Here is a 26,001-nt window from a genome sequence, read left to right as displayed (position 1 = left end):
TCTGAGCACGGGGGGCTCGACCGGACGCGCCGATGAGGGCTTCCTCATTTCGGGCAAAAGATGGCACAGTGTAGCGAGAAGCCGCCGTTTCGGCAGCCCCCATGACAGGGCCAGTTGGCCTTGTTTCACCCGCAAGCCCTTCTGGCCCAAGGAGTTTCCATGCAGCCCTGGCAATCTCTGCTCGATTTCTGGTTTGGCGATGACGCCGACGATGTCACCCGCGCCCGGCGCCAAGCCCCCCTCTGGTGGGGCAAAAGCAGCGAGACCGATGCCCTCATCCTGCATCGCTTCGGCGCTCTGGCCGAGGCTGCCGCCAGCGGCACCTTGACTGGCTGGGCCGAGGTGCCCGCCGGACGCCTCGCGCTGATCCTGCTGCTCGATCAAGTGCCGCGCAACATCCACAGAGGCACGCCGACGGCCTTCACCCAGGACGCCAAGGCGCGGGATCTCTGCCTCAAGGGGCTGGTGCTGGGGGCGGACAAGTCGCTCTCGCCCCTTGGCCGGGTCTTCTTCTACCTGCCCCTTGAGCATGCGGAATCCGCCGAGCAGCAAGCCCGAAGCGTGGCCCTGTTCGAGGCGTTGGCGGCGGAGCAGGCGGGCGGCGAGGCCAGAGACACCTTCGAGGGCTTCGCCGATTTTGCTCGCCGCCACCGGGTGATCGTCGATCGCTTCGGCCGCTTCCCCCATCGCAACGCCATCCTGGGGCGCGCCGATGAGGGGGAAGAGGCAGTGTTCCTGACCCAGCCCGGCTCGGGGTTCTGAGCCACCCAATAAAAAAACGGGCCAGCTGGCCCGTTTTTTTATGGCAATCACGCGGGCGTCAGGCCACCTCCGCCAGCGGGTTCTCCTCTTTCTTCTGATAGGCCTCGGGAGAGAGACCCAGCAGCTCCTGCACCGTGGACGCCACCGTGATGGAGGAGAGGGTCCCCACCAGGATGCCGGCGAACAGGGTGAAGGAGAAGCCGTAGAGGGCATCACCACCGAACAGCAGCAAGGCCCCCACGGTGAACAATGTGGTGCCCGAGGTGATCATGGTGCGACTGAAGGTGGCCTTGATGGCCACGTCCGAGCACTCATGGATCCCCATCTGGGTGCGCGAACCGAGCAAATCCCGCAACCGATCCGAGATGACGATGCTGTCGTTCAAGGAGTAACCGATGACCGCCATCAGGCCAGCGATCACGTTGAGATCGAACTCGATGTCAAACAGCGCCAACAACCCGATAGCCACCAGGCCGTCGTGCAGCACCGACACCAGGATGCCGATGGCCTGGCGCCACTCGAAGCGCACCGCCAGGTAGGCGGAGATGGCCAGGGAGGCCACCAGCACCGCCAGCATCCCCTGCTGGAACAGCTCGGCACCGACCTGGGGCCCGACGATGGTGGTGCGCAGCAGCTCCACCGGCAGGGAGAGCTGCTGACCCAGCAGGGCCGCCAGCTCCTCCGCCGGCCAGGGCAACTCGTGGGGGGGCAGCTTGATGAGCCACTCGCCGGGCACACCGGCCGAACTCAGCTCCACCACACCGGCCAGGGGGGCGACGAGCAGGGCGTTGAGTTCATGAGCCTCCTTCAGGGTCTGGATCCGGAACTCCAGCAGGATCCCGCCGGTAAAATCGAGACCGAGGGAGAGCCCCTTGACGGCCAGCACGGCGATGCTGGCGATGGTCAGCAGCACGGACAACCACAATCCGATATAACGCCAGCGGGTCAGCCCCATGGCGATGATCATTCTCAGCATTGTTCTACCCTCGAAAGCGGATAAGGCAGGATCTCCTGCGGGAGGCGATGGGCGCAACCTGCGGCGCCAGAGTACAGCTCGCGATGTCTGCTCATGATCAGACCCTCAACAACTTGGCGCGGCTCGCGCCCCACAGGGGGTTGATGATGGCGCGGGTGCCCCAGATCCCGGTCACCATGCTGGAGATGAGGCCGAGGATCAGGGTGATGGAGAAGCCCTGCAGCGGCCCAGAGCCGATGGAGTAGAGCACCACGGCGCAGATCAAGGTGGTGAGGTTGGCGTCGAAGATGGTCCGAAACGCCGAGCGATAGCCAAAGTCGATGGCATTGGCCAGGCTCCCCCCTTCCCGCAACCTGTCCTTGATCCGCTCGAAGATGAGCACATGGGTATCCACCGCCATGCCGACGGTGAGCACCAGGCCGGCGATCCCCGGCAGGGTCAGCACGGCCCCCGGCAGCACCGCCAGCATGCCCACCTGCATCAGCAAGTTGCCGATGAGCGCGGTGATGGCGACCCAGCCGAACTTGCGATACCAGGCCATCATGAACAGCATCATGCCAGCCATGCCGAACGCCAGGGCGGTGAAACCCGCCTCGATGTTCTGCAAGCCCAGGGTCGGGCCTATGCTGCGTTCCTCCAGGATCTTCAGCGGCGCGGTCAGGGCGCCGGCCCGCAGCAGCATGGCGAGCTCTTGCGCCTCGGGCACGCTGGCGAGCCCGGTGATGCGGAACTGGTTGCCGAGCGCGGTCTGGATGGTAGCGACGTTGATCACTTCACTCTGGGCCCGCAGCTTGCCCTGGGCATTGGTCTTGTACTCGGTGAAGACGGTGGCCATGGGCTTGCCCACGTGCTGGCGGCTGAACTGGTTCATCTTGCTGCCCCCCAGGCTGTCGAGCACTATGCTCACCTGGGGTTGGCCCATCTCCCCCATGCCGGCGCGGGCGTCGACGATGTGCTCACCGGTCAGCACCGGCTTGCGGGCCAGCCCCACCGCCTGGCCGCTGCGATCCGCCATGAAGAAATGGCTGTCGGCCTGCGCCTCGTAGAAGGCCAGGGAGGCGGTCGCCCCGATCACCTCCTTGGCCTGCTTGGGATTGTGCACCCCCGGCAGTTCGATGCGGATACCGTCTTGCCCCTGACGCTGGACCGAGGCTTCGACGATGCCGAGCTCGTTGATCCGCTTTTTGAGGATTGACAGGTTCTGGGTCACAGCGTTGTTGGCCAGCAGGGTGCGCTCGGCCTCGGTCATCACCAGCCGCAGCTCATTGCCGCTGCGCTGCTGGCGCCACTGATCCAGGCGGGTGCCGGCGCTGTCCCGGATGATGGTGAGCCAGGGCCCCTGCTCCACCCCCTCAGGCAGAATGACCCTCACCTCCCCGGCCGACACCCGCGCCACGTTGGCCCCCCTCAGGTGCGCCTCGCGAAACTGGGTGCGCAACATGTCCACCAGGTTGCGGGTCTGGTTGTCGATGACAAAATCGAGATCCACCCCGATGAGCAGTTGGGAGCCGCCGCGCAAGTCCAGCCCGAGCTTGATGGGGGCGGCGCCGAGCTGGCTTATCCAGGTCGGGGCGTTGGAGTGGAACTCCAGGGTCAGGGCCGCGCTCTCGAAGCCCTGCTGCTCCAGCAGCTGCTTGGCCCGCTGCTGGCTGGCCTGGCTGTCGAACACCAGTTCCACCCGCTCCCCCTGCTGTACCTCTTTTTGCAGGGAGATCTGGTGCTCGGCGAACAGGGTGCGCTGGGCCTCGGTCAGGCTAGACTGGCCATGCAGGCCGAGGGAGGGCTGCTCACCGAAGAAGGTGGGCAGGGAATAAAACGTGAAGGTGAGCAGCATGAGCAGCAACAGGGCGTACTGCCACAGACTCATGCGGTTCAGGATGAGATGACTCTTTTTTCTCATGAAATCGGCCTCTGTCAGGCGAAAGCGACGGATGTGACGGCGCACATCGCGTAAAAAAACGAAACAAGACAGCCAAACCGTTTAGTAAAACTAAACAGCTACGGAGAGACGATGAGGCAACAGATGGCAGGCTGGCCCCATCGGAGTCAGATGAGGAAACTCTGGGTGAAGCGGTATTGCAGGTGTCGACGCTGCAGACGCCGGCTGTGCAGCGTCGCGAAGTGATGCCGGAAACTCTGCCTGGGATAATGAAGGGCGAGATGGAACAGCAGGCCGCACAGCAGCAAGAGGATCGCCTGCTGGGACCAGCTCTGCACCAGCTCGTAGACCACCTTGCCGGGGCCATTGTCATTGCGCAGAGAGTGCTCGAGGCGCAGCAGATGTGTCTGGTTGGAGCCGACAAACTTGACCACGCCGTCGTCGCTCTGGCTGACAAGGTGCAAGGCCTGGGTCTGCTCAGCCCCCTGCTGCGCCGCGGATACGGCGACGCCCCCCGCCGGCAAGGCAGAGAACAGCAGGGTCAGCGCAATGAGCAGCGTCATCGCGGCCAGTTTCACTTTATCCAGGCGACTCAAACAGTTAATTCCCGAGTAACAGAGGGGGCAAGCTATCACAGGGGCCTGACAAGGACAAGGGCGGCAGGCCTTGCAGCCTGCCGCCCTCGCGGTGCGGACACGGGATCCTCAGCGCCCCCGCGTCATCTCCTCGAAGTCTTCGGCGTAGTCCTTGAGCAGGGTGTAGAGGTGCGCCCGCTGGGAGAGATCCATCGACTGGCTGAGATCGCTCAGCCACTGGACGGTGCGCTGGCGGGACTGATCGGTATAGCCGGTGAAGCGGCCGTCCATCAGGCCGTCTCCCTGTTGCAGCAAGCGGGTCAGCTCCTTGCCAAAGTCCGGGCTCTGGCGCTGCTTCATCAACCTGTCCAGCTCCTGGGTCCAGGCTCCCTGAAACTCGAGCCAGGGGCCCATCATCTCGTATTGCCACTCGGCCCACTGGGCGATCAGCGGCTCCTGGGCCGGCTTGACCTTGCCAATCCAGAACACCAGCCGCTCGCTCATCTTCTCCCGAAAGCCCTTGAGCATCTCGGCCTTCGACTCGGTGGCAAAATCGTGCTGGCGCTCCTGCTGGCGCTTCACCCTGTCCCCCATGAAGTGGGCCACCTGGGCATCGGTCAGGGTACGGGCGAGGCGCACGGTGCGGGGAATGGCGTTCTCCAGGGTGCGGGCCAGGCTGGCCTGGGTCTTGTCCAGATGCAGGGAGACCTGCTCCGGGGTCATGGGGCTCGCCACCGCCTTGGCCAGGGCGTCGAGATCCCTGGCGTAGATGGGCAGCTCATGCTGGCGGTGCCAGGCCATCAGCCCCTTCACCTCGGTATCCAGCAGCTTCTTCTGGCTGCGATCCAGAGAGAAGTAGTCATCGAGCTGCCAGACGATGGCGGAGTCGAGCCAGTAGTAGATGACCCGGGTGGCGCAACCCGTCAGCAGCAGGCAGAGCAGCAGCAGGCTCCAGCTGCGGGGGTGACGCCATGAGAAGGTGGTTCGCATGCATGCCTCCAATCGTTGAGATACTAGCGTCGTGTCGGGTGAGTCAGCGGTGAGCCCCTTGTTCGGCAAGTTCGCTCCCCCTATTCCAGGCGGCGGCGGTTCTTGTCGATCAGCGCCTGATAGTCGGGCCCTGGCTGCTGCTCGGCCATCAAGAGCCCCCACAGCAGCCCGATGTAATCGACCCATGGCAGGAAGGCCTCGGCCTGAAATCCCTTGCCATTGAGCAGCTTATGCCCTTCTCCCGCGCCCTCAAGCCCTATGCCTTCAAGATAGCAGCTCTCCAACTGGCGCTGCTGTTCTTCGTTCCAGTGGTGAGTGCGCACTATGCTGGCAAGCTCGAAACCCGGGTGACCGGCGGCACCATACTCCCAGTCGATGACCCAGGGCTTTCGCCCCAACAAGTTAGCCGGATTGAGATCGTGATGACAAGGGAGCCAGCAATCGTCCGGCTCCCGGCTCGCGAGCAGGGCTCGCTCAAGGGCGGGCAGCCACTCCGGCACCCGGAGCAGCCGATCACGATACCCCCTGGCGTGGGCCCGTACCGCCATCACCACCCTGGGCACCGGCAAACGGTGCATGCGGCCGAGCACCTCGGCCAGCAGCCGGGGTTGCTCGTCCGGCGGCGGCGGGGCCAGCAGCCAGTTCGGCTCCTCGCACCAGGCCAGCAGCATCAGGCCCGTGGCCGGATCGCTGTGATGACAGGGCAAGGCGATCCCCTGCCCCATGGCCCCCTGATAGAGCTGCCACTCGGTGGCACGGTCGATGCCAAGGCGCACCGGGTCCGGGTGACCGCAGCGCAAGAAACCGCACTGCCCCGAGGGGAGTGTCAGCCGATAGTTGCAGTTGGTCAGCCCCTCCCCCAGGGGCGCGAGGCGTCCCTCACGCCAGGGATCGGGCAGGCTGGCGAGCAGGGCCAGCTCGGCGAGATCGCCGCGCTGAGCCTGCGCGGCCCCGTTTCCCCCAGCTGGCTTACCAGCCAAAGGTGGAGGTCTTCGCCTGCTTGCGGATCTCTTTCTGATCGGCCCAAAGCAGCTCGCCGTTTTCCAGATCCATCAGGTTCATGGTCATCTGGTAGTAGACATCCTTCACCTTGCCGTTGTCCTTGACGATGCTGGCGAGGTTGCCATAGACCATGTAACGGGCACCGGTCTGCTTGCCAATGCGCACCATGGTCGCGGGATCCACCATGCCGCTGCCCTGTTGGTATTCCAGCTGCTGCTTGACCGCCGCCACCTTGCTCATGTCGACGAAGCGGAACTTGCCGGAGCGCAGCAGCTTGGTGCGCAGGGTATCGGTGATGGCCTCGGTGTCGATGTGCTCCGACGTCTTGTTGCGAATGGAGTCCATGAACATCACGGGGCGCCCCCCTGCGGTGATCTCGCTGGTGGCCGGCGAGCTCAGCATGGAATCCGCCATCTTGTCGGCGATGGCCTGCAGGTCGCTTGAGCCGTAATCCACGGTCACCGTCTCGGTTTCGGTCGGATCGCCATAGCTGACGGTGGTGCTGGAACAACCGCCGAGCAACAGGACGCCACTCAGGATCAGCAGGGCATGATTCATTTTCATCAGTTCGATTCCTCAATCACTTCGCGTACATAGACCCTGTAACCCTGGGCGCTCCCATTGGGTGCCAGGGCAGACAGGGTTCGGCTCTGGTGGCCGTGGAGCTTGATGGGGGTCCAGCCGCGACCATCGCTGGCCACCTCCTGGCCGCTGCCATCGTACCAGTAGAACAGGTATTGCAGATGGTTGTCCCCGGACTGGGTGTTGGTCAGGATCACGTTGACCTGCAACAGGCCGTTCTGCTGACGCCGGCTCTGTTCGGTCAGGGTCGCGTCCAGGGAGCCGTTATGGGTCTCCAGGGTCGCCGCGCCCCCTGCCGGCGCATAGAGCGCCACGCCGGAGGTATTGGTGCTGCAGGCCGACAGCAGCAGTGTCAGGGCCAGGGCAGCCATCGGGGCTTTCATCATCATCACCTCACGCTGTGTATCGCTCCCCGAGGGGAGCATTCGTTATCCCGTGGCGGGGCAGCCCCCGCTAGATGGGCATCACCCGGGTCGTCAAACCGGCACCGAGGCGCTGCACCCACACCAGAGTGGTGCGCCCGCTGTGCACCCTGAGTGGCAGGGTGCGCAGGGCGCTGCCCGCCCCCAGGGTGAGACTCACCTCCCCCGCCGGCACCATGGCCTGCCAGCTGCCTGCCTCCGCCGGCAGGGTCAGCCAGCTGCGGGTATCGGCCCGCTCGGACAGGGTATTGAAGATGCCGACCAGAATGTTGCCCACATCCCCCCCCTCTTTGGCGGCGGAACGTCTGAGCTGCTCCTTGGCCAGCAGTCGCAGGGCCTGGCGGGTCAACATGCCGGGCAACCGCTCCTGCAGATCCTTGGCGGCCAGGGCCTCTAGCCGCACCAGGGAGCTGGTCTGCTGGTGACGATTGCCAAGGCTCACCGCCAGGGGGCCGGTACTGGCGCTCCTATTGTCGTAATAGGGAACCGCCACGGTAAAGGTACGAAAATCCCCGCCCGAGGTGGCGATGGGCAGCGGCAGGAACAGCTCCCGCCGCGCCGGGATCAGGCCATCTTCAAACAACACCACCAGCTGGCCCTGATCCTTGACGAGCGGCGGGGCCTTGCGGCCCACTCGCTTCTCGGTGTCGCGGATCTCGTCCGGGGAGCCCCGCAGCCGGGCCAGACGCAGCAGGGCATCCTGCAGACTCTGGTTGTCCGGCGCTATCTGATAGCCCCGCTGGTAATCCACCCAGGCGTCGTTGAGATCCCCGCTCGCCTCGTAGAGCACCCCGGAGAGATAGAAGGTATAGGCATTCTGGAAACCGTTCTTCACCTGACCGATGAGCCGGTCGAGACTCGGAGCCCCCCGCGACATGAGCTGGCGCATCTGCGCCTCATCCCCCGCCGCCGTCGCCTCCTTCTTGACCGCACGCACCTCGTCGGCCCGACTCTTGAGGGCCTGCTCCTGCACCTGATTGGCCCGGCGCACCTCCACCTGGGCACCTTCCAGCTCCCCCCGCTGCAGGTAGTTGAGGGCCAGATAGTGATGCAGCATGGTGCGCTCATAATCCGGCGCCAGATATCCCAGGGTCTGATCATTGGTGAGCAGGCTGCCCGCCTGGGCCAGGCCACGGCTCAGCCGGTAGCGGGCCTGGTTATCTTCCCAGGCGAGACGGCTGTCGGCGGCGGCGAAGGCCTGCTTGCTGGCCGCATCCTGGCTGGCGAGCCAGGCGATACGCCCCTGCTCCAGCCGATCCAGCACATAGGTGTCATCCCCCAGGGTGGAGTCACGCACCTCGGACAAGGCATCAGCGGCCTTGCCCTGCAGCAGCAGGTTGCGCTGGGGCACCATCTGATCGGAATAGGAGACGAAAAGATCCTGCCAGTGGGAGGCGCAGCCCCCCATCAACAGGCCGGCCAACAACAGGCCGGCAGTGGAGACGGCACGGATCACAGGCTGAGCAGGGGTCCCAGGGGCTGACCACCGACCAGGTGCAGGTGGATGTGGTACACCTCCTGCCCGCCATGACGGTTGCAGTTCATGATGAGGCGATAGCCGTCCTCGGCAATCCCGGCGTCGCTCGCCAGCTTGCGGGCCACGGTGAACATCCGGCCAAGGGCCAGCTCATGATCGGGTTCCACGTCGTTGACCGTGGGGATCAGCACATTGGGGATGATCAGGATGTGGGTCTTGGCCTTGGGCTGGATGTCGCGAAACGCGGTCACCAGATCGTCTTGATAAAGGATGTCGGCGGGGATTTCCTTGCGGATGATTTTGCTGAAAATGGTTTCTTGCGCCATGGGTAACTCCTTTATATGAAAAAGAAAATTCTACACGAACCCCAAGCGAATCCCAAAAATGCCGCCGAGGCTCGCCAAGTGTGACACAAGCCGATATTTGACACAGCCGTTGTCCAAATCCCTTCAGTTATTGTTAAAAATACCGATAGCCAAGGAGACGTCCTCCGTACCAGAGGCATGACCACAGGGCATGCAGGGTACCAAAAGGACGGGGTACTCAGGCAAGGGACTTTTGCATCGACAGCGGGACAATAATGAAACAAACAATGTCAGACCTCTCCATTTTACAGAGAGTCTATTTGGGCTTTGCCATCCTGGTCGCCGTCATGGTCGCCAGCGCAGCACTGACCTTTCGCAGCCAGAGCGAGCTCAATGGGGCCCTGAGTCAGGTCACCCAGCAATCCATGCCGCTGGTGATCGCCAGCAGCCAGACCCAGATCAGCCTCCTCAGCGCCAACAAGTGGCTCACCGACGTGCTGACCGAGCAGGATCCCAAGCTGTTGCCCGGAGAAGTGGCCGAGCTGCAACAGGCCCAGGCCCAGGTCGACCAGATGCTGGCGACCCTCAAGGCCCAGGTGGCAGCCCATCCGGAGCTGCAAGGGGAGATGACGGCCCTGACCAAGCTGGTTGCCGACTACCTGCAGCTGACCCAGACCCTGCCCACCGAACACGAGGCTCTGCTCACCCGGCTGCACAAGGTGAATCAGGCCAAGGGGCAATTTCAAGTCAGCCTGCCCCAGTTCAAGAAGAACCTGGGTGACATGATGGTCTCCATCGACGACAGCTTCATCAAGATGCTCTCCGAGACCCTGACCACCAAGCTCTCCGCCATCGAACTCTCCACCATGGATGCCCTGAACCAGAGCATCCCGGCCCCCATCGAGAGCGCACTCAAGCGCAACAAGATGCAGATCGAGAGCTTCAACAGCACCATCAAGGATCTGCAGGGTGAGCTCCAGGACTTCGACAACAACATGGGCCACTACGTCCATGGGTTCGTGCGCGACACCACGGGCAACGAAGGGGTACTCGCCCAATACCTGGCGCTGATGAAGCAGCAGCAGGCCATGCGCGAACAGAGCAAGCAGGCGAGCCAGCTCATCGTTGCCATCCAGAACAAGCTGGAGGGGATCACCACCCAGAGCCAGCAGTTGATGAACGCCAGCATCCAGGCCTCGGATCGGGTGCAGACCCAGAGCACCCTTACCCAGACCATCAGCATCGTCATCGCCATCCTGGTGGCCATTCTGGTGGCCTACACCCTCGGCAAGGCCATCCGCCGCCCTCTCAAGGAGCTGCTGCGGGTGCTGACCGAGGTGACCCAGGGCGACATGACCCAGCGGGTCGGCTTCAAGAGTCAGAACGAGTTTGGTCAGCTCGGCAGCCAGGTCAACCTGCTGATCCAGCAGATGGGGGATGTGCTCAAGCAGCTCTCCCAAGCCTCCAATCAGCTCAACAGCGCCGCCCACGACAACCGCCACACCACGGAATCCGTGCGCGCCGATCTCGAGAAACAGCGCCAGGAGACCGCCTCGGTCGCCGCCGCCATGACCCAGATGGAAGCCTCGGTGCGGGAAGTGGCCCAGGCCGCCAACCAGACCCTGGAACGGGTTCAGGACGTGGAAAAGGCCTCCGAAATGGGCCGCAAGGTGATGGCTGGCAACATCACCACCACCCACCAGCTGGCGGGCAAGCTGCAGCAAACCGGCGCCGTGATCGGCGACGTGAGCGCCATGAGCGGCCAGATCGGCAATATTCTGGACGTCATTCGCGGCATTGCCGAACAGACCAATCTGCTGGCCCTCAACGCAGCCATCGAGGCGGCCCGTGCCGGCGAGCAGGGTCGCGGCTTCGCGGTGGTGGCGGATGAAGTGCGCAACCTGGCGGGCCGTACCGCCCAGTCCACCAGCGAGATCCAGCAGATGATCGAGAACCTGCAACAGGGGGTCGCCCGGGCGGTCAACGTCATGCAGGAGTGCTCCCGCGAGATGGACAGCTGCATGGATCAGAGCTCCCAGGCCAACAACGCCATGGAAGAGGTGCAGGGCATCGTCGTGCTCATCAGCGACATGTCGAGCCAGATAGCCTCCGCCGCCGAGCAGCAGCAGGCCACCAGCGCCGACATCGCCACCAACCTCAACCGCATCTCGGACATCTCGGATCTCAACTATCAGGGCATCGAGAAGGTGGCCGAGACCAGCCAGCAGCTCGACTCCCTGGCCGAGCAGCAGGAAGGACTGGTGCAGCGCTTCCGGCTCAGTGCCTGAATCGCGCATGCGACATCAGGGGCCTGCGGGCCCCTGTTTCATTCTCCCCCGCCAGTAAACACTGAAAGCCTGCGCCCGGTCACGGACAGCGGCCCGCCCCTGCGTCAGCATAGCCAGATGACCCTGCCTTCTGGCCCGTTTGCCCTCAGGATGTCCTCATGATCTCCCTCAGCCAGCTGCTGCTGTTTGCCGGTGCCTCCCTGCTGATGGCCCTGACCCCGGGCCCCAACATGATTTACCTGCTCTCCCGCTCCCTCTGTCAGGGGCGCGTGGCGGGCATCATGTCCTGGGGGGGCGTGGTGCTCGGTTTCAGCGTCCACATGCTGTGCGCCGCCGTCGGCCTGACCGCGCTCTTCATGGCGATCCCCATGGGCTATGAACTGCTCAAAGTCGCCGGTGCCCTCTACCTGCTGTGGATGGCCTGGCAGGGCATTCGGCCCGGCTCCCGCTCGCCGTTCGAGCCCTCGGCCCTGCCGGCCCACTCCCCCGGCCGGCTGTTTCTGATGGGGCTGCTCACCAGCGTGCTCAACCCCAAGGTGGCCATCTTCTATCTCTCCGTGCTGCCCCAGTTCATCAGCCCCGAGGCGGGATCCGTGCTCGGCCAGAGCCTGCAGCTCGGCGCGGTGCAGCTGCTCATCAGCGCCGCAGTCAACCTGGGAGTCGCGCTTTCTGCCGCCCATATTGCTGGCTGGTTTGCCCGTAACCGGCTCTGGCTCGCGGTGCAGCGTTATCTGATGGCCACCGTACTGGGCCTGCTCGCGGTCCGTCTGCTGGCACAAGGTCGCAGTTAATTTCTGGCCGCCAGCACACAGGCAATAAAAAGGCTCCCATCGGGAGCCTTGCTTGATACGTGCTGGGTGCCCGATCAGGCGTAGGCGATGGCGCCCTTGCCCACCCCTTCATAGGCGACGATCTTCACGAACTTGTCACCCACCTGCTTTTTCACTTCGCGGGCGATGTAGTGGGCCAGCAGCTCTATGGTGGTGTCGGTGTCGATCATCTCCACCTCCGCCGCCGGCATGGCGAGCTGGAACAGTCCCTGGGGCGCCACGTACCTGAAGCCCAGGTGATGCTCACCCAGCTGGGCCTTGGCCTGTTCACTCAAATCGAGTTCGGACAGGAACACCTTGTCCTCTTCGGTACCGAGGTAGATATCACTCCAGCGCTCGGCCCAGTTCAGCTCCAGCTCCTCGTCCCGTTCCCCATCCACCAGGATTTCGACAGGAGAGCGGTGACCGTGGGCGATGCGCTGACAGTTGCCGTCGTGCTTCTTCAGGCCATGGCTGTAGTGGTAGAAGGCGCCATCGATGCGCTCCGAGCGCAAGGTCAGCGACAAATCCTTGATGTTGCCCGGCAAACGGGTCGCCAGCACGCCCAGCAGGTAGTGGGTCACCGACTCCTTGTCCACCTGGGGAGCGGGGATGAAGGCGAACGCCTGGGCCGGGCAGCGCAGATGGATGGAGCGGTGGGGACGCAGCAGATCCACGGTGCACTCGCCATTGTCCAGCTCGGCCATCTGTACCAGGGCGCTGCCGGTGGGAACCAGCAGCTTGTGATCCACCTCATCGTCGATGATGGACTTGATGAGCTTCTTCACCCGGCCAAAGTCCAGCAGCATGCTCATCTCGTTGAGCTCACCGCTCATTTCGATATCGACCAGCCAGCTCTCCCCCACCATGCCACGGCGTTCACACAGATAGCTGGAGTCGATAACGGTCAAATCTCTTACAAATAACTTCATCACTCAGACCTTGCTACAGAGAAAGTGCAGTTTGGGATATTATGACCCCGGATTATCGGCAAAGGAACTGGAACCCCCCATGAACAAATTGCTTATCAAGAACGCCACCCTGGTCAACGAAGGCCGCATCTATGCTTCCGACGTGTTGATCGAGGGGGAAAGGATAGCCCGCATCGCCCCCGATATCAGCGCCCCGGATGCGGTGGTGATCGATGCCGCGGGTCGTCACCTCATCCCCGGGATGATCGACGACCAGGTCCACTTCCGCGAGCCCGGCCTGACCCACAAGGGCACCATCGCCAGTGAATCCCGGGCCGCCGTGGCCGGTGGTACCACCAGCTTCATGGAAATGCCCAACGTCAATCCCCAGACCACCACCATCGATGTCCTCGAAGCCAAATACCAGATAGCCGCCAACTCCGCCGCCGCCAACTACAGCTTCTACCTGGGTGCCACCAACGACAACCTGGAAGAGATCAAGAAGCTCGACCCCAAGCAGTCCTGCGGCATCAAGATCTTCATGGGAGCCTCCACCGGCAACATGCTGGTGGACAATCAGGAGACCCTGGCGGCCATCTTCCGCGAAAGCCCGGTGATGATCGTCACCCACTGCGAGGACACCCCCTCCATCAAGGTGCTGGAAGACGAGGCTCGCGCCAAGTGGGGCGAGGATGTGCCCATGCGCGAACACGGCCGCATCCGCAGCGCCGATGCCTGCTACAAGTCCTCCAGCATGGCGGTGGGACTGGCGAAGCAATATGGCGCCAAGCTGCACGTGCTGCACCTGACCACGGCGAAGGAGCTGTCGCTCTTCACCGCCACCCCGGACCTGAAGGATCTCAAGGACAAGAACATCACCGCCGAGGTGTGCGTGCATCACCTCTTCTTCAACGAGGCGGACTACGACACCCTGGGCAGCCAGATCAAGTGCAACCCGGCGGTGAAGAGCGCGGCGGATCAACACGCCCTGCTGGATGCGGTGCGCAACGACGTGCTGGACATCATCGCAACCGACCACGCGCCCCACACCTGGGAAGAGAAGCAGAACAGCTACTTCAAGGCACCGTCCGGCGTGCCCCTGGTGCAGCACTCCCTGCAAGCCCTGCTGGAGCTCTACCACAACGGCGTGTTCTCCCTGGAGACCATCGTCAAGAAGACCTCCCACGCGGTGGCCGAGCGCTTCCAGGTGCAGGATCGCGGCTACATCCGCGAGGGTTACTTCGCCGATCTGGTGCTGCTGGATCTCGGCAAGCCCTACGTGGTCAACGACAGCAACCTGCTCTATCTCTGCGGCTGGTCGCCGTTCAACGGTTATCGCTTCCAGAGCACCATCGAAATGACCCTGGTCAACGGCCAGATCGCCTGGCAGAACGGTCAGGTCACCGACAAGGTATTGGGCAAGCGACTGACTTTCAACCGCTGATATGAGAGGTTAACCGCTTCCAGAGCGCCATCGTTGAGATGACCCTGGTCAACGGCCAGATCGCCTGGCAGAACGGTCAGGTCACCGACAAGGTGCTGGGCAAGCGACTGACCTTCAACCGCTGAGCCACCTTCACGCAAGGTATGCGCTCACTGCGCCAGACGGCCACCCACGGGGTGGCCGTTTTTTTGGCCGGCGAGACGGAATGATGGCGTCAGATTGAGCGACTGGTCGCACTTTGATCCAAAGTTGCTCGCAAAGCAGGCGAACAGTCTCGGCGTGCTATTTACCCTGTTGACAGGACCTGCCCATCTCCATAAACTCAGCCCCCGTCAGCCGAGCTGACCTCGTCGGTGTGTAGCGCAGCCAGGTAGCGCATCTGCATGGGGTGTAGAGGGTCGGAGGTTCGAATCCTCTCACACCGACCAAATTCCCCGAGAAAGGCCTTGTCAGACGACAAGGCCTTTTCTTTTTATGGCGCCGGGCCGCCCTCATTGTCTCCCTCCGCCCGTTGTGCTGTAGTGAGGCACTCTCTTCTGCCCGGATTGCCCAGATGTCGCTCCCCCGCTCTCCTCTTCCGCGCCTCGCCCTGTGCGCCCTGTTGCTTGTTCAGCTCGCTGGCTGCGCCACCCCCTATGACAGCGAGAAGTCCTTCTGGAACGGCCAGACGGGTTTCTCCCAGACCCAGCTTGGGCCCAACAAATGGCAGCTGGAGTTCGTCGGCAACGATCTGGTGGACAGGGAACTGGCCCGCAAGTATGTGCTCAAGCGGGCGGGAGAGATGGCGCTGGCACGGGGCCATGCCTGGGTCAACGTGCAAGAGCTGACCCTGGCGCGGGATCCGGTCAGGGTCAGCCCCACTCGCCCCCAGTTCGGTTTCGATGAGTACGAACCCGATACCTTCATGGACGAGATGCACGTCGAGCACCGCACCTCGGCCCTGCTGACCTTCTCCCTCGGGGACCACCCCTTGAACGATCGGAGCCTGGAAGCGTCTTATCTCGCAAAAATGAAAACAAACAGTGATTAATATCAGTCAATCGCAAGATCCATATCACATACATCTAACATCATCTAAAAAACCCACCATAAGCCGCTGGATTTCCTTGGTGCGATTAGGCATTCTGCCAGCACACCGGCGACCAGGATTCCATGGTCCGGATCACAAAAAAGGACTAAGGTGGCGCCCTTCGCCCCCTACACACGACAGCACACAGAGACTGGGATCCCCCCATGAAAATGAACAAATTGACCGTCGCCATTCTGATCGCGATGCTGCTCGGCATTGCCACCGGCCAGGGTTATCGCCTGCTGGCACCGGCAGAGGCCGCCGATTTTGCCGGCAACATCACCATCTTGACCGACATCTTCCTGCGCCTCATCAAGATGATCATTGCCCCCCTGGTGTTCACCACCCTGGTGGTCGGGATCGCCAAGATGGGGGACACTCGCACCGTGGGTCGCATCGGCGCCAAGACCCTGGGCTGGTTCATGCTGGCCTCGCTGATGTCACTGACCCTGGGGCTGGTGATGGTCACCCTGATGCAACCGGGTGTGGGCCTCTCCCTCTCCCTGCCCGATGACACCGCCACCTCGGGGGTGGCCGCCAGCGCACTCAGCCTCAAGGACTTCGTCACCCACGCCATCCCGAAAAGCGTCATCGAGGCCATGGCCACCAACGAGATCCTGCAGATCGTGGTGTTCTCCCTCTTCTTCGGCCTGGCCGCCGCCGCCCTCGGCGATCTGGCACGCCCCGTGGTCACCCTGATGGCCAGCACCGCCGAGATCATGCTCAAAGTGACCGGCTACGTGATGAACTTCGCCCCCTTCGCCGTGTTCGGCGCCATCTCCGCCATGGTGGCCAAGGAAGGGCTCGGCATCCTGGTGACCTACGGCAGCTTCATGGCCCAGTTCTACCTGGCCCTGGCCTGCCTCTGGCTGCTGCTGATCCTGATGGGCAGTCTGTTCATTCGCCGCCGCATACTGACTCTGCTCGCCATGATCCGCGAACCCATACTGCTCGCCTTCTCCACCGCCAGCTCCGAGGCCGCCTACCCCAAGACCCTGGACAGGCTGGAGAAGTTTGGCTGTGACAAGCGCATCGCCAGCTTCGTGCTGCCCATGGGCTACTCCTTCAACCTGGACGGCTCCATGATGTACTGCACCTTCGCGGTCATGTTCATCGCCCAGGCCTATGGCATCGAGCTCTCCATGGCCCAGCAGATCACCATGCTGCTGCTGTTGATGGTCACCTCCAAGGGGATGGCCGGGGTTCCGCGCGCCTCCCTGGTGGTGATCGCCGCCACCCTCAACCAGTTCCACATCCCGGAAGCGGGCATACTGCTGCTGCTCGGCATCGACCACTTCCTGGACATGGGCCGCTCCGCCACCAACGTGCTGGGCAACGCCATCGCCGCCAGCGTGGTGGCCAAGACCGAAGACAGCCTGGGGGAAGGCCAGCCCCTGCAAGAGGCAAAGGCCGAACTCGCCAAGGCGTGAGACGATGCCCCATGAAAAAAGACCCGCCACGGCGGGTCTTTTTGTTGATATGCGCCTCAGCACCAGCGCCGCACTCGTCGGCAGTAGTGCAGATAAGCGACCCCGAAGCGGGCGCGCAGGGCCCGCTCCTCCGCCGGGATCTGGACACGGGTCATCCAGCCGAAAAACACCAGCGGGCCGAGCCAGACATACAAACCGCCAAGATGGCAGGCCAGCGCCATCAACCAGCACAACAGCCCCAGATACATGGGGTTGCGGCTGATGCGATAGACCCCCAGCGTCACCAGCGCCCGACTCTGCTGCAGGCGGATGGGATTGACCGTAGTGCGCTGGCGGGCGAACTGCGTGAGCGCCCCCAGACCGAGCGCGGCTCCCACCAAGGCCAGGATCATCGCGATGATCGACCAGCCCCCCAGACCGCCGCCCTCCCCCGCGCCCAACCCCATGGCGAGCACGATGATGACAAACAGCAACAAGGGTGGGATCCGCGGCTCGAAACGCATTTTTTCTTCCTGCAACCTGTGCCACGAATGGCGCCAATGAGATACACTCCCGCAGTCGTCGCATTGAAAAAAATGGATAAATATCATCCACATACGAATAATTTCCCAAGCGACTGACGTCCGCGTCCATACCCGGACGCTTTCAACCTCAACAATAAGAAGGTTACATCCCATGCACAAGAAAACCCTGCTCGCCACCCTGGTGTTCGGCTTGCTCGCCGGTCAGGCGGTCGCCGCCCCCTACCTGCCGCTGGCCAGCGATACCCGCAACGGCCAGGAGCAGACTGCCACCAATGCCTGGCTGGAAGTGGATCTGGGCGCATTCGAACACAACATCCAGACCCTCAAGGATCGCCTCGGTGACAAGGGGCCGCAGATCTGCGCCATCATGAAAGCGGACGCCTACGGTCACGGCATCGATCTGCTGGTACCTTCCGTGGTCAAGGCAGGCATCCCCTGCATCGGCATCGCCAGCAACGAAGAGGCGCGCGTCGCTCGCGAGAAGGGCTTCGAAGGCCGATTGATGCGGGTGCGGGCTGCCACCCCGAACGAGGTGGAACAAGCCCTGCCCTACAAGCTCGAAGAGCTCATCGGCAGCCTGGAGAGTGCCAAGGGCATCTCCGACATCGCCCTGCGCCACAACACCAAGATCCCGGTGCACATCGGCCTGAACTCCGCCGGCATGAGCCGCAACGGCATCGACCTGCGCCAGTCCGGTGCCAAGGACGAAGCCCTGGCCATGCTCAAGCTCCAGGGCATCACCCCGGTCGGCATCATGACCCACTTCCCGGTGGAGGAGAAAGAGGACGTCAAGCTCGGTCTGGCCCAGTTCAAGCTGGACAGCCAGTGGCTGCTGGAAGCCGGCAAGCTGGATCGCAGCAAGATCACCATCCATGCCGCCAACTCTTTCGCCACCCTGGAAGTGCCTGACGCCTACTTCGACATGGTGCGCCCGGGCGGCCTGCTGTACGGCGACTCCATCCCCTCCTACACCGAGTACAAGCGCGTCATGGCGTTCAAGACCCAGGTCGCCTCGGTCAACCACTACCCGGCTGGCAACACCGTCGGCTATGACCGCACCTTCACCCTCAAGCGCGATTCCCTGCTGGCGAACCTGCCGCTCGGCTACTCCGACGGCTATCGCCGCGCGCTCAGCAACAAGGCCTATGTGCTGATCCAGGGCCAGAAGGTGCCGGTCGTCGGCAAGACCTCCATGAACACCATCATGGTGGACGTGACCGATCTCAAAGGGGTCAAACCCGGTGATGAGGTGGTGCTGTTCGGTCGCCAGGGTGAGGCCGAGGTGAAACAGGCGGATCTGGAAGAGTACAATGGCGCCCTGCTGGCGGACATGTACACCATCTGGGGCTACACCAACCCCAAGAAGATCAAGCGCTGATAACCATCAGACATAAAAAAGGGCTCCCGCGGGAGCCCTTTTTACTTATTTGGAAATCAGACCGTTTTCACACCGTCTTTCTTGCGGGTCACCCAGAGACTCAGCCCCATGGAGGCCAGCAGGATCAGGGCTACCACACCCAAAGCGATACCGGTCGGGATCTTGAACACATCCAGCAGCAGCATCTTGACCCCGATGAACATCAGGATCAGCGCCAGACCGTATTTGAGCAGGGCAAAGCGCTCCGCCACACCCGCCAGCAGGAAGTACATGGCGCGCAGGCCCATGATGGCGAAGATGTTGGAGGTCAGCACGATGAAAGGATCCGTGGTCACCGCGAAGATGGCCGGGATACTGTCCACCGCGAAGATGAGATCGCTCACCTCCACCAGCACCAGGATGAGCAGGAGCGGCGTCGCGTAGCGCACACCATCACGCCAGACGAAGAAGTTCTCCCCTTCCAGGTTCTCGGTCACCTTAAAGCGACGGCGCATCCAGCCCAGCAGCGGGTTGTTGGCCAAGTCCGGCTCCTTGTCGGCGGCCCACAGCATCTTGACCCCGGTCAGCAGCAAGAAGGCGCCGAACAGGTAGAGGATCCAGTGGAACTGCTCGATGAGCCAGCTGCCGGCGAACACCATGCCGGCCCGCATCACGATGGCACCCAGTACCCCGTAGAGCAGCACCCGGCGCTGCAGCTCGGCCGGAATGGCAAAGTAGCCGAACAGCATCAGCCAGACGAAGACGTTGTCCACCGCCAGCGCCTTCTCGATGAGGTAGCCGGTGAGGAACTCCAGCCCCTTCTGGTTGGCGATTTCACGGCCTGCACTGTGGTCCAGCCAGAGCCAGATGGCCAGGTTGAACAGCAAGGCCACGCTCACCCAGATGAGAGACCAGATCCCCGCCTCTTTCAGGGAGACCTTGTGCGCCTTGCCACCGCCGACGAAGCGTATGTCAATCCATAACAGGACCAGCACTATGCTGAAGAAACCGGTCCACATCCACCATTCACCCATTTTTCACTCCTCCAAAAACGACAAAACCCACGACCGAGAGGCGTGGGTTTGCGTTTGGAGCAGATACACCTTGCCTCTCGGCAAGGTCTCACTTACAGCAGACTCAATCCGCTGCCCGGCTGCCGGGTCCACTGCTATCGCGCGCACCGTAATGACGACAAACCGGCGAGAAGTTACTCCCCTTGTTGCGCGGATAGTAGCAGCCCCGAAAGATAACGCCAAGAGGCATCTTCTTGACCGCACAAAAATAAAGAGGGCGCCACCCGGGCGCCCTCTTTCTCATGCTCGCGTCAGAGCGGATCCACCTTGAGGCAGGAGACAGCGTGATCGAAGTTCCCCTCCAGCATGGGCCGGGTCTTGGCACACTCCGGCCCCGCCACCGGGCAGCGGGTGCGGAACACGCAGCCGGACGGCGGGTTCATGGGGGACGGCAAGTCCCCTTCCAGGATCTGGATGACCTTGCTGCGCTCGAGATCCGGGTCCGGAATGGGCACCGCCGACATCAGCGCCTTGGTATAGGGGTGCAGGGGGTTCGCGAAGATCTCCTGGCGGGTACCCAGCTCCACCGCGTTGCCCAGATACATCACCAGCACCCGATCCGAGATGTGTTTGACCACGGACAGGTCGTGGGCGATGAAGATGAGCGACAGCCCCATCTCCTTTTGCAGGGATTTGAGCAGGTTCACCACCTGCGCCTGGATGGAGACATCCAGCGCCGAGACCGGCTCGTCGCAGATGATCATCTTGGGCTCCAGGATGAGCGCCCGGGCGATGCCAATCCGCTGGCACTGGCCGCCGGAGAACTCGTGCGGGTAGCGGTTCACCAGGTTGGGCAGCAGACCGACCTTGGTCATCATGGCTCGCACCTTCTCCTTCACCTCATCCTTTGAGAGCTTGGGATAGAAGGTGATGAGAGGCTCGGCGATGATGTCGCCGATGGTCATGCGCGGGTTGAGGGAGGCCAGCGGGTCTTGGAAGATCATCTGGATCTCCTTGCGCTTTTCGCGCAGCGCCCCCTGCTCGAGCTTGGTCAAATCCTGCCCAAGCCACACCACCTTGCCATCGGTGGCGGGCACCAGGCCGATGAGGGCCCGGGCGAAGGTGGATTTGCCACAGCCGGACTCCCCCACGACGCCCAGGGTCTCCCCCTCGTACAGGCGCAGGGTCACCCCGTCCACCGCCTTCAGGGCGGAGGGTTTGGCCCAGGGCCAGGCCTTGTCACTCTTGATGCTGAAGTGGACCTTGAGGTCGGACACTTCCAGCAGCAGTTTCTTGTCAGTACCCATTTAGTTGCCTCCCTTGCTCATGGCATCCGATACCCAGTGGCAGGCCCGCTCGCGACCGTCGTTGAACGGCGTCAGTATGGGGGACTGCTTGCCGCAGATCTCGCTCACCCTGTGGCAACGCTCCTGGAAGGGGCAGCCGGTGGGCAGACGCAGCAGGTTGGGCGGGTTGCCCGGGATGGTGGGCAGCACCTCCCCCTCGGTGTCGAGGCGGGGGATGGCGCGCAGCAGGCCCTCGGTGTAGGGGTGGCTCGGGCGATAGAAGATGTCGTTGACCTTGCCGTACTCCATGGTCCGGCCGGCATACATCACCAGCACCTTGTCGCAGATACCGGCGACGACACCGAGGTCATGGGTGATCATGATGATGGCGGTGTTGAACTCGCGCTTGAGCTCGTTCATCAGGGTCATGATCTGGGCCTGTACCGTCACGTCCAGGGCCGTGGTCGGTTCGTCGGCGATGAGCAGTTGCGGGCGGCACAAGAGCGCCATGGCGATCATCACCCGCTGGCGCATGCCGCCGGAGAACTCGTGGGGGTACATGTTCATCCGCTTGCGCGACTCGGGGATCTTCACCGCGTCCAGCATGCGCACCGACTCCTCGAAGGCCGCCGCCTTGCTCATCCCCTTGTGCAACATCAGCACTTCCATCAGCTGATCCTTCACCTTCATGTAGGGGTTCAGCGAGGTCATGGGGTCCTGGAAGATCATGGCGATCTTCTCGGAGCGGATACGGTTGAGCTTGGACTCCGGCAGGTTCAGGATCTCGTCACCCTGAAACTTGGCGGAACCGGTGATAACGCCGTTCTTGGCGAGCAGACCCATGATGGCGAACGCGGTCTGGGACTTGCCGGAGCCAGATTCGCCGACGATGCCGAGGGTCTCGCCCGCGGACAGAGAAAAGTTGAGGTCGTTAACGGCCACCACATTGCCATCCGGGGTCTTGAACTCGACCCGCAGATCTTTCACATCCAGTAATTTCATAAAGACTCCTTATCCGTCTTTCGCGGCTCTTTAAAACGATCCTGTGGGACTGTTTTATCGATCTTTCGGATCGAGAGCGTCGCGCAGACCATCCCCGAGGAAGTTGAAGCAAAACAGGGTCACCACCATGAAACCGGCGGGGAACAAGAGTTGCCAGATGGCCACTTCCATCGCTTTGGAGCCTTCATCCAGCAGGGCACCCCAGCTGGTCATGGGTTCCTGTACGCCGAGTCCGAGGAAACTCAGGAAGGATTCGAACATGATCATGCCCGGCACCAGCAAGGTGGCGTAGACGGCCACGATCCCGAGCACGTTCGGCACGATGTGACGGGTAATGATCTTCCACTTGGAGACGCCACAGACGTGGGCCGCCTCGATGAACTCCTTGCTCTTGAGGCTCAGGGTCTGGCCGCGCACGATCCGCGCCATGTCGAGCCAGCTCACCGCGCCGATGGCGAGGAAGATGAGCGCCAGGTTTCTGCCAAAGAAGGTCACCAGCATGATCACGAAGAACATGAAGGGGAAGGCGTTGAGGATCTCGAGGACCCGCATCATCAGGCTATCGACCCGACCGCCGATAAAGCCGGAGGCCGCGCCGTAGAGGGTGCCGATGACGACGGCCACCAGGGCTCCCATGATGCCGACCATGAGCGAAATGCGACCGCCGAGCAGGGTGCGCACGAACAGATCACGCCCCAGGCTGTCGGTGCCGAACCAGTGGCCGGTTTCCATGTCCGGTGCGCTTTGCATGGCGCCCCAGTCCGGATCATCGAAGGTGTATTGGGACAGATGGGGCCCCAAGATCACCGCCAATCCGATGATGGAGAGGATGATGAGACTGGTGAGGGCCGCCTTGTTGCGCAGGAAACGGCGACGGGCATCCTTCCACAGGGAGCGTCCTTCCACCACTTCCACTTTCTGGGCGAACGCCTCGACGGCTTCGCGTTTTTCAGTTGTGACTACCATGATGTACTCCCGACTTAGTAACGGATCTTGGGATCGATGACGGCATAGAGAATATCGACCACGGCGTTAAAGGTGATGGTGAGGGCACCGACCAGAATGGTCAGACCGAGCACCATGGAGTAATCACGGTTGAGGGCACCGTTGACGAACAGCTGACCAATGCCCGGCAGGCCGAAGATGGTCTCGATGACCACGGAGCCGGTGATGATCCCCACAAACGCCGGCCCCAGGTAGGAGACCACCGGCAGCATGGCCGGGCGCAGGGCGTGTTTGAGAATGATGTGACGCAGGGGCAGCCCCTTGGCGCGGGCGGTGCGGATGAAGTTGGAGTTCATGGTCTCGATCATGCTGCCACGCATGATGCGCGAGATGGCCGAGATGTAGTACATCATCATGCCAAACACCGGCAGCACCATGAACTGGGCCCCGCCCCCCTGCCATCCACCGGCCGGGAACCAGCCGAGATAGATACTGAAGAAGAGCACCAGCAAGGGTGCCAGCACGAAGCCCGGGATCACCACCCCGGCCATGGCCGACGACATCAATAGATAGTCGATGAGGGTGTTCTGCTTGAGGGCGGCTATGGTGCCAAAAGTCACCCCCAGGGTCACCGCCAGCAGGAAGGCGACGGCGCCAATCTTGGCGGAGACCGGCAGTGCCTGGCTCACCAGATCGTTGACGGTGAAATCCTTGTATTTGAAGGAGGGGCCCAGGTCACCTTGTACCAGGTTGCCCAGATAGGTCAGATATTGCACACCGATGGGCTTGTCCAGACCATATTTGGCCTCGATGTTGGCCAAGACTTCCGGTGGCAGGGCGCGTTCGCTGGTGAAGGGGTTGCCCGGGGCGAAACGCATCATGAAGAAGGAGACGGTGATCAAGACCAGTAGAGTCGGGATCGCTTCCAGTAGACGTTTAAGGATAAATTTCAACATAGACATTTCCTGTCCTGTACTGCTTCCAAAGGGTCGCGGTTGTAATATAAGGCCCGCCATCCGGCGGGCCTGCTTGTTATGCGACTTGTTTCTTTACTCAGTGAGCAATGATGTACATGTCTTTGCTGTAGAGGTTGTCCAGCGGGTTGGCCGGGTAGCCGCCTACATAGGGTTTGACCATGCGGGAGGTCACGTACTGGTAGATGGGGGCAATGGGCATGTCTTTGGCCAGAATGTCTTCGGCCTGGACATACAGCTTGTTGCGCGCCTCGGCATCCACCTGGTTGCGAGACTCGGCCATCAGCTTGTCGAACGCGGGGTTGGAGTACTTGCCGTCGTTGTTGCCGTGGGTGGTCTGCATCAGATCCAGCATGGAAGAGGCTTCGTTGTAATCCGCGATCCAGCCGGCACGACCCACATCGAAGTTACCCTGCTTCTTGGTTTCCAGATAAGTCTTCCACTCCTGGTTCACCAGGCTAACCTGCACGCCGAGCTTCTTCCACATGGAGGCAACGGCCACGGCCACCTTCTTGTGGTTGTCGTCGGTGTTGTAGAGCAGCTCGAACTTGAGCGGCTTGCCCGGGCCGTAACCGGCTTCGGTCAACAGCTCTTTCGCCTTGGCGTCACGCTCGGCCTGGGTCAGCTTGGACCAGGCCGGTGCTACCGGTTTGAAGCCGTCGACAAAATCAGGCACCAGGGCGTAACCCGGGGTCTCGCCCTTGCCCATCACCTTGTCGGCGATCACGTTGCGATCGATGGCGTAGGAGAGCGCGGTACGCACCCGCACGTCGTCAAACGGCTTGTGCTTGAAGTTGTACTGGTAGTAGTAAGTCCCTACGTAGCCGCTGACCTGCACCTCTTTGGGCAGCTCTTTCTTCATCTGCTTGAAGCGCTCGATGGGCATGTTGTAGGTGAGATCCACTTCCCCGGCCAGGTAGCGGTTCAGCTCGGCGTTGGTGGACTGGATCGGCAGATAGGTCACCTTGTTGATGACGGTCTTGGCGTTGTTCCAGTAGTTGGGGTTGCGCTCGACGTCGACCCGCTCGTTGACTACCCAGTCCTTCAGCACATAGGCGCCGTTGGAAACCATGTTGGCCGGCTGGGTCCACTTGTCACCAAACTTCTCGATCACCTTCTTCGGAACCGGGTAGGTGGTGGTGTGGGAGAGCATGCTGACGAAATAGGGAACCGCCTTCTCCAGCTGTACCTCGAAGGTATAGTCATCCACCGCCTTCACACCCAGGGTGTCAGATGGCTTCTTGCCAGCGATGATGTCGGTGGCGTTGACGATGGTCGGGATCTCCATGTACCAGGAGTAGGGAGAGGCAGTCTTGGGATCCACCGCGCGCTTGAAGGCGAATTCGAAATCGTGGGCGGTGACCGGATCCCCGTTGGACCACTTGGCATCTTTGCGCAGGTGGAACACGTAGTGTTTGTTGTCCTTGGTTTCCCAGGACTCGGCGACACCAGGCAGGGTTTCACCCTTGGGGCCGGAGGTAACGAGACCTTCGAACAGGTCGCGCAGAATATTGGATTCTACCGTTCCTTCGGTCTTGTGCGGATCCAGGGTTGCGGGCTCGGATCCATTGCCCTTCACCAGTTGCTGAACGTCTGCCAGCTTGGTACCTGCGGGTACATCGGCGGCTTGTGCCGCATTGATGCCACCAAACAATGCTGCCACCAAGAGGGTATTAATAATTGTTTTTTTATGAGTCATTTCCATACTCCAACAAGAACATTCCATGCATTTGTCCATCCGCGAGCTAAAAAACCTCGCAGCCAGCATAATTCCCTGTGATTTCTGATAATGCAATAGATATCATCAGGGGAACCGCTTCATAATGGTTAAAAAAACAGCTTTGCCCCCATTTATCAGCATTTAAATACTATTCAATGGGCGTTTTTCGTACAAAGCCGCTCGATTCTAGAAAATGACTCACAAAAAAGAAACAAAAAAAGCCGGTCGCAAGGACCGGCTTTAACAAAGCGGAGCTGAA

The 26,001-nt window shown here is 61.9% G+C and carries 24 protein-coding genes and 1 tRNA gene; 8 read left to right on the top strand and 17 right to left on the bottom strand.

All coding sequences use genetic code 11. The features are described 5' to 3' along the window. Nucleotides 1-159: 159 nt before the first annotated feature. A complete protein-coding gene (locus tag VZC39_RS07895; protein WP_434667298.1) occupies nt 160-762 on the top strand; it encodes a DUF924 family protein in 603 nt (200 codons plus the stop codon). A gap of 58 nt (nt 763-820) precedes the next feature. Here the strand turns inward: VZC39_RS07895 and secF are convergent, their stop codons facing one another. The 9 genes from secF to hinT all read right to left on the bottom strand — a co-directional run bounded on the left by secF (nt 821) and on the right by hinT (nt 8,991). Further along, a complete protein-coding gene (gene secF / locus VZC39_RS07890; protein WP_349921848.1) occupies nt 821-1,738 on the bottom strand; it encodes a protein translocase subunit SecF in 918 nt (305 codons plus the stop codon). A gap of 97 nt (nt 1,739-1,835) precedes the next feature. Continuing rightward, complete coding sequence (gene secD, locus VZC39_RS07885; RefSeq protein ID WP_434667295.1) at nt 1,836-3,638, bottom strand: protein translocase subunit SecD; 1,803 nt, start codon at nt 3,636-3,638, stop codon at nt 1,836-1,838. A gap of 146 nt (nt 3,639-3,784) precedes the next feature. Then, nucleotides 3,785-4,213 (bottom strand): hypothetical protein, encoded by a 429-nt coding sequence (locus tag VZC39_RS07880; RefSeq protein WP_434667292.1) that lies wholly within the window; start codon nt 4,211-4,213, stop codon nt 3,785-3,787. 108 nt (nt 4,214-4,321) lie between these two features. Then, complete coding sequence (locus tag VZC39_RS07875) at nt 4,322-5,182, bottom strand: DUF6279 family lipoprotein (protein WP_434667289.1); 861 nt, start codon at nt 5,180-5,182, stop codon at nt 4,322-4,324. 80 nt (nt 5,183-5,262) lie between these two features. Further along, entirely contained in the window at nt 5,263-6,099 is an 837-nt protein-coding gene (locus tag VZC39_RS07870) for a phosphotransferase (protein ID WP_434668415.1), read from the bottom strand. A gap of 52 nt (nt 6,100-6,151) precedes the next feature. Next, on the bottom strand, nt 6,152-6,748 hold the full coding sequence (lpoB, locus tag VZC39_RS07865; protein WP_434667286.1) for a penicillin-binding protein activator LpoB: 597 nt from the start codon (nt 6,746-6,748) through the stop codon (nt 6,152-6,154). After that, complete coding sequence (locus tag VZC39_RS07860) at nt 6,748-7,149, bottom strand: YcfL family protein (protein WP_349921843.1); 402 nt, start codon at nt 7,147-7,149, stop codon at nt 6,748-6,750. Before VZC39_RS07860 ends, lpoB begins: the two co-directional genes overlap by 1 nt. Nucleotides 7,150-7,219: 70 nt before the next feature. Beyond that, nucleotides 7,220-8,596, bottom strand: a complete 1,377-nt coding sequence (locus tag VZC39_RS07855; RefSeq protein ID WP_434668412.1) for a COG3014 family protein — start codon at nt 8,594-8,596, stop codon at nt 7,220-7,222. Between the two features lie 44 nt (nt 8,597-8,640). Then, a complete protein-coding gene (hinT, locus tag VZC39_RS07850; protein WP_042883127.1) occupies nt 8,641-8,991 on the bottom strand; it encodes a purine nucleoside phosphoramidase in 351 nt (116 codons plus the stop codon). Between the two features lie 254 nt (nt 8,992-9,245). Here hinT and VZC39_RS07845 point away from each other — a divergent pair, with 254 nt between their 5' ends. Further along, nucleotides 9,246-11,258, top strand: a complete 2,013-nt coding sequence (locus tag VZC39_RS07845) for a methyl-accepting chemotaxis protein (RefSeq protein WP_349921842.1) — start codon at nt 9,246-9,248, stop codon at nt 11,256-11,258. A gap of 158 nt (nt 11,259-11,416) precedes the next feature. Next, the gene (locus VZC39_RS07840) at nt 11,417-12,049 is read left to right on the top strand and encodes a LysE family translocator (protein WP_434667280.1); all 633 of its coding nucleotides are present in this window, start codon (nt 11,417-11,419) and stop codon (nt 12,047-12,049) included. A 74-nt stretch (nt 12,050-12,123) separates the two neighbouring features. Here the strand turns inward: VZC39_RS07840 and VZC39_RS07835 are convergent, their stop codons facing one another. After that, nucleotides 12,124-12,999, bottom strand: coding sequence for a 6-carboxytetrahydropterin synthase (locus tag VZC39_RS07835; protein ID WP_434667277.1), 876 nt, complete (start codon nt 12,997-12,999; stop codon nt 12,124-12,126). 79 nt (nt 13,000-13,078) lie between these two features. Between VZC39_RS07835 and VZC39_RS07830 the strand changes: the two genes are divergently transcribed. The 4 genes from VZC39_RS07830 to VZC39_RS07815 all read left to right on the top strand — a co-directional run bounded on the left by VZC39_RS07830 (nt 13,079) and on the right by VZC39_RS07815 (nt 16,921). Next, nucleotides 13,079-14,422, top strand: a complete 1,344-nt coding sequence (locus tag VZC39_RS07830; protein WP_434667274.1) for a dihydroorotase — start codon at nt 13,079-13,081, stop codon at nt 14,420-14,422. 351 nt (nt 14,423-14,773) lie between these two features. Beyond that, a tRNA-Pro gene (locus tag VZC39_RS07825) sits at nt 14,774-14,850 on the top strand. A gap of 125 nt (nt 14,851-14,975) precedes the next feature. Next, complete coding sequence (locus VZC39_RS07820; RefSeq protein ID WP_434667271.1) at nt 14,976-15,452, top strand: CC0125/CC1285 family lipoprotein; 477 nt, start codon at nt 14,976-14,978, stop codon at nt 15,450-15,452. 203 nt (nt 15,453-15,655) lie between these two features. Next, a complete protein-coding gene (locus tag VZC39_RS07815; RefSeq protein ID WP_434667268.1) occupies nt 15,656-16,921 on the top strand; it encodes a dicarboxylate/amino acid:cation symporter in 1,266 nt (421 codons plus the stop codon). Nucleotides 16,922-16,977: 56 nt separating this feature from the next. Here the strand turns inward: VZC39_RS07815 and VZC39_RS07810 are convergent, their stop codons facing one another. Further along, entirely contained in the window at nt 16,978-17,424 is a 447-nt protein-coding gene (locus tag VZC39_RS07810; RefSeq protein ID WP_434667265.1) for a methyltransferase family protein, read from the bottom strand. A 172-nt stretch (nt 17,425-17,596) separates the two neighbouring features. Between VZC39_RS07810 and alr the strand changes: the two genes are divergently transcribed. Beyond that, a complete protein-coding gene (alr, locus tag VZC39_RS07805; RefSeq protein WP_349921835.1) occupies nt 17,597-18,823 on the top strand; it encodes an alanine racemase in 1,227 nt (408 codons plus the stop codon). Between the two features lie 56 nt (nt 18,824-18,879). Here the strand turns inward: alr and VZC39_RS07800 are convergent, their stop codons facing one another. The 6 genes from VZC39_RS07800 to VZC39_RS07775 form a co-directional block, all read right to left on the bottom strand. Next, nucleotides 18,880-19,836, bottom strand: coding sequence for a TerC family protein (locus tag VZC39_RS07800; RefSeq protein ID WP_349921834.1), 957 nt, complete (start codon nt 19,834-19,836; stop codon nt 18,880-18,882). A gap of 290 nt (nt 19,837-20,126) precedes the next feature. Further along, nucleotides 20,127-21,122, bottom strand: a complete 996-nt coding sequence (gene oppF, locus VZC39_RS07795; RefSeq protein ID WP_434667261.1) for a murein tripeptide/oligopeptide ABC transporter ATP binding protein OppF — start codon at nt 21,120-21,122, stop codon at nt 20,127-20,129. Further along, nucleotides 21,123-22,103 (bottom strand): ABC transporter ATP-binding protein, encoded by a 981-nt coding sequence (locus VZC39_RS07790; RefSeq protein WP_434667258.1) that lies wholly within the window; start codon nt 22,101-22,103, stop codon nt 21,123-21,125. A gap of 54 nt (nt 22,104-22,157) precedes the next feature. Further along, a complete protein-coding gene (gene oppC / locus VZC39_RS07785; RefSeq protein ID WP_434667255.1) occupies nt 22,158-23,069 on the bottom strand; it encodes an oligopeptide ABC transporter permease OppC in 912 nt (303 codons plus the stop codon). 14 nt (nt 23,070-23,083) lie between these two features. After that, nucleotides 23,084-24,004 (bottom strand): oligopeptide ABC transporter permease OppB, encoded by a 921-nt coding sequence (oppB, locus tag VZC39_RS07780; protein ID WP_434667252.1) that lies wholly within the window; start codon nt 24,002-24,004, stop codon nt 23,084-23,086. A 97-nt stretch (nt 24,005-24,101) separates the two neighbouring features. Next, nucleotides 24,102-25,721: an ABC transporter substrate-binding protein gene (locus tag VZC39_RS07775; RefSeq protein WP_434667249.1), complete on the bottom strand. Its 1,620-nt coding sequence runs from the start codon at nt 25,719-25,721 to the stop codon at nt 24,102-24,104. Nucleotides 25,722-26,001 lie beyond the last annotated feature (280 nt).

Origin of the sequence: Aeromonas sp. NJAU223 (genome assembly GCF_051125555.1) — a bacterium.
Taxonomy (GTDB): Bacteria; Pseudomonadota; Gammaproteobacteria; order Enterobacterales; family Aeromonadaceae; genus Aeromonas; species Aeromonas veronii_G.
This window is presented reverse-complemented; position numbering and strand designations above follow the sequence as displayed.

Coding starts and splice junctions, on each gene's coding strand:
- VZC39_RS07835 (WP_434667277.1), bottom strand. CDS start 12,999: ATGAAGTTATTTGTAAGAGATTTGACCGTTATCGACTCCAGCTATCTG.
- VZC39_RS07800 (WP_349921834.1), bottom strand. CDS start 19,836: ATGGGTGAATGGTGGATGTGGACCGGTTTCTTCAGCATAGTGCTGGTC.
- VZC39_RS07820 (WP_434667271.1), top strand. CDS start 14,976: ATGTCGCTCCCCCGCTCTCCTCTTCCGCGCCTCGCCCTGTGCGCCCTG.
- VZC39_RS07895 (WP_434667298.1), top strand. CDS start 160: ATGCAGCCCTGGCAATCTCTGCTCGATTTCTGGTTTGGCGATGACGCC.
- VZC39_RS07860 (WP_349921843.1), bottom strand. CDS start 7,149: ATGAAAGCCCCGATGGCTGCCCTGGCCCTGACACTGCTGCTGTCGGCC.
- VZC39_RS07875 (WP_434667289.1), bottom strand. CDS start 5,182: ATGCGAACCACCTTCTCATGGCGTCACCCCCGCAGCTGGAGCCTGCTG.
- oppC (WP_434667255.1), bottom strand. CDS start 23,069: ATGGTAGTCACAACTGAAAAACGCGAAGCCGTCGAGGCGTTCGCCCAG.
- oppF (WP_434667261.1), bottom strand. CDS start 21,122: ATGGGTACTGACAAGAAACTGCTGCTGGAAGTGTCCGACCTCAAGGTC.
- VZC39_RS07775 (WP_434667249.1), bottom strand. CDS start 25,721: ATGACTCATAAAAAAACAATTATTAATACCCTCTTGGTGGCAGCATTG.
- alr (WP_349921835.1), top strand. CDS start 17,597: ATGCACAAGAAAACCCTGCTCGCCACCCTGGTGTTCGGCTTGCTCGCC.
- VZC39_RS07790 (WP_434667258.1), bottom strand. CDS start 22,103: ATGAAATTACTGGATGTGAAAGATCTGCGGGTCGAGTTCAAGACCCCG.
- secF (WP_349921848.1), bottom strand. CDS start 1,738: ATGCTGAGAATGATCATCGCCATGGGGCTGACCCGCTGGCGTTATATC.
- secD (WP_434667295.1), bottom strand. CDS start 3,638: ATGAGAAAAAAGAGTCATCTCATCCTGAACCGCATGAGTCTGTGGCAG.
- VZC39_RS07810 (WP_434667265.1), bottom strand. CDS start 17,424: ATGCGTTTCGAGCCGCGGATCCCACCCTTGTTGCTGTTTGTCATCATC.
- VZC39_RS07840 (WP_434667280.1), top strand. CDS start 11,417: ATGATCTCCCTCAGCCAGCTGCTGCTGTTTGCCGGTGCCTCCCTGCTG.
- oppB (WP_434667252.1), bottom strand. CDS start 24,004: ATGTTGAAATTTATCCTTAAACGTCTACTGGAAGCGATCCCGACTCTA.
- hinT (WP_042883127.1), bottom strand. CDS start 8,991: ATGGCGCAAGAAACCATTTTCAGCAAAATCATCCGCAAGGAAATCCCC.
- VZC39_RS07845 (WP_349921842.1), top strand. CDS start 9,246: ATGAAACAAACAATGTCAGACCTCTCCATTTTACAGAGAGTCTATTTG.
- lpoB (WP_434667286.1), bottom strand. CDS start 6,748: ATGAAAATGAATCATGCCCTGCTGATCCTGAGTGGCGTCCTGTTGCTC.
- VZC39_RS07815 (WP_434667268.1), top strand. CDS start 15,656: ATGAAAATGAACAAATTGACCGTCGCCATTCTGATCGCGATGCTGCTC.
- VZC39_RS07855 (WP_434668412.1), bottom strand. CDS start 8,596: ATGGGGGGCTGCGCCTCCCACTGGCAGGATCTTTTCGTCTCCTATTCC.
- VZC39_RS07830 (WP_434667274.1), top strand. CDS start 13,079: ATGAACAAATTGCTTATCAAGAACGCCACCCTGGTCAACGAAGGCCGC.